At 78.0% G+C, this 2,617-nt stretch carries 1 protein-coding gene; it reads right to left on the minus strand.

Translation table 11 applies throughout. From position 1 onward, the window contains the following. Positions 1–1,143 precede the first annotated feature (1,143 nt). Positions 1,144–2,617 (minus strand): primosome assembly protein PriA (locus tag EBN88_RS29515; protein WP_122400047.1); only part of this gene is annotated, 1,474 nt, incomplete at its 5' end.

A 2,617-nucleotide genomic window follows, 5' to 3' on the forward strand; every position in this document is an offset into this window, starting at 1 on the left:
CGCCGCCCCCAGCCCGCCGCGACGACCCCGGCCCCCGAGCCGCACAGCCTCCCCGGCCAACGCGGCTGAGGCTGGCGGCCGGCCTCGGGACGGGCCGCCGCCACCACGCCTGGCGGCTCGCTCCGGGGACCGGGGCCGCCGCCCGAGGCGGCGAGGCCGGTTCTGGGGGCCAGCAGTCCGCTGAGCAGCGCTACTTGTGGGCCCGTCGCCGTCACACGTGACGGCGACGGGCCCGGGAGTGCGACGACCCGCGCTCCGCCGGTCAACTGGCCAGCCGCCCAGTACAGTTGGCACGCGATCGCTGCCGCACTGCCGAACATGCTTGGCGCCGGCCGCCATCGGGCCACGGCGGTCAAGGCCGTGATCGGGTCGCTTCGCTCACCAGCAACGATCCGGACGCCGACCCCGTTCGCTCACGTCCCATCGCCCGGCACCCACGCGATCGGGGACCCCGTCCCCCACCGACCATCCCGGCGCCCTCCAAACCGCTCCCGTGAGCGAGCCCCGGCCAACGCCCGTCACCCGACACACGTCCCCGCCAAGCGGAGACCTTCCCCGCCCGACGCCAGAGGGCACCCCGCACCAACACCCGCACCACCACCAAACGGAGACCATCTCCACCCGGCCCCAACCAGCACCCGTCACCTAGTACGCGACACCACCAAGCGGAGAACCCCTCCACCGGCCCCGGCTCCGCCCCCGGCCAACGCCCGGACGACTACCGCTCGTCACCCCACGCCACCTCGCACCACGCCCCCGTGCCCGGCCCCCGGACAGCAAGGCCGCGCGAGCGAACACGGTCAAGGGCCCGGCCGGCGCCGCATCCTGCCGGACACCTCATACTCGCGACGCCCACGGGCACCCCGCTCGTTACTCAACGCGCCGCCGCCGAGCGAAGACCCTCTCCACCCAACACCACAGGGCACCCCGCACCACCACCCGCACCACCACCAAGCGGAGAGCGTCTCCGCCCCATCTCGGCCAACGCCCCTCGCCCCAACACGCACCACCACCAAGCGGAGAACCCCTCCACCGAGCGCCGCCAGGCAAGAACCCCGCGCCGGGCGCCCCCCCAGGGCGCCTCGGCGCTCCCGAGCCAGGCGCCGGCAGGCGCTTTCCCGAGCCGGTACGCCGGCAGGCGGATCACCCGATGTCGTCGGGGTCCATCCGGACCCAGGCCGGAGGCCCCTCGCGGTGGGTCAGGCGGTGGGCCTGGGCCGTCTTCAGGGCCAGGGCCAGCGCGCCGCCCGCGCCAGGCGGGACGCGGATCAGCGCGCGTTCCCACTGTTCGCCGGGCGGCGGCTCGCCCGTTCTGCGGGGGCGGCCGGCCGGGGTCTCCGGCAGCGGGACGGGGCCCAACACCTCGGCCGAGGCGGGGAGTTCGGCGGCGGCCAGCAGCCCGGCGACCGCCTCGGGCAGGCCCGTGACGGCGGCCATCCGGGAGACCGGCGGGAAGCCGAGCGTCTCCCGGTCGGCGAGTTCGCGCAGCGCGTGCCCCTCCGGGTCCCAGCGGACGAGGGACTGGACGGCCCGCAGCGTGGGCTCGGCCGTGACCACGACCACCCCGCCGTCGTGACGCCCCCGGGCCAGGGCCGCCGCGTTCAGCCAGCGGCGCAACGTCTCCTCGCCGGCCCGCAGGTCGGGCCGGCCCAGCAGCGCCCAGCCGTCCAGCAGCAGCACGGCGGCGTAGCCGGGGCCCTCGGGAACGGGCTCGGCACCCGGGGTGCTGACCACCAGCGCCGGCTGGTCGGGAACGGTGGCCAGCACATGGTCCCGCCCGGAGGCGCGGATCGGCACGCTGGGGAAGGCGCGGCCCAGCTCCTCGGCGGTGCGGCGGGCGCCGATGACCACGGCCCGCAGCCGGTGGCCGCCGCACTCCCCGCAGTGCCAGGATGGTTCGGCCGTGCCGCACCAGCCGCAGCGCAGCTCCTCGTCCGCGCCGACCGAGGCCAACGGGCCGTGGCAGGCGGCGCAGCGGGCCGGCTCCCGGCAGCGGTCGCAGGCCAGCCGGGGCGCGTAGCCCCGGCGCGGCACCTGGATCAGCACGGGGCCCAGGGCCAGGCCCTCGCGCAGCGCCCGCCAGGCGAGGGTGGGCAGCCGCGCGGAGCGGGCGGCCTCGTCGCGGGCCTGGTCGGTATCGCCGACGGTGCGCAGCAGGGGCGCGGCCGCGCGGAACGTCTCCCGCTCGGGGACCAGCGGCCTGGCCCAGCCGCCGCGCACCAGCCGGGCGGCCTCGGCGGTGTGGGCGTGGCCGCCGAGGAGCAGGCCCGCGTTCTCCTGGGTGGCGCGCAGCAACAGCACGTCGCGGGCGTGGGGTTGGGGCGCGTGGTCGTCGCGGTGCGCGGCGTCGCCGTCGTCCCAGATGGCGGCCAGCCCGAGGGAGCGGACCGGCGCGAACATCGCCGCGCGGGTGCCGACGACGCAGCGCACGGCGCCCCGGTGGATCGCCAGCCAGCGCTGGTACCGCTGCTCGGGCCCCGCGTCGGCGGTGAGCAGCACGTGGTGGCCGGGGCCCAGCAGCTCGGTGAGGGCGGCGTCGACCCGGGCGGCGGCCCGCCCGTCGGGCAGCACCGCGAGGGCGCCGCGCCCGCCGGCGAGGGCGGCGGCCAGCGCGGTG

It is taken from the genome of Streptomyces triticirhizae (genome assembly GCF_003696235.1).
GTDB lineage: Bacteria > Actinomycetota > Actinomycetes > Streptomycetales > Streptomycetaceae > Streptomyces > Streptomyces triticirhizae.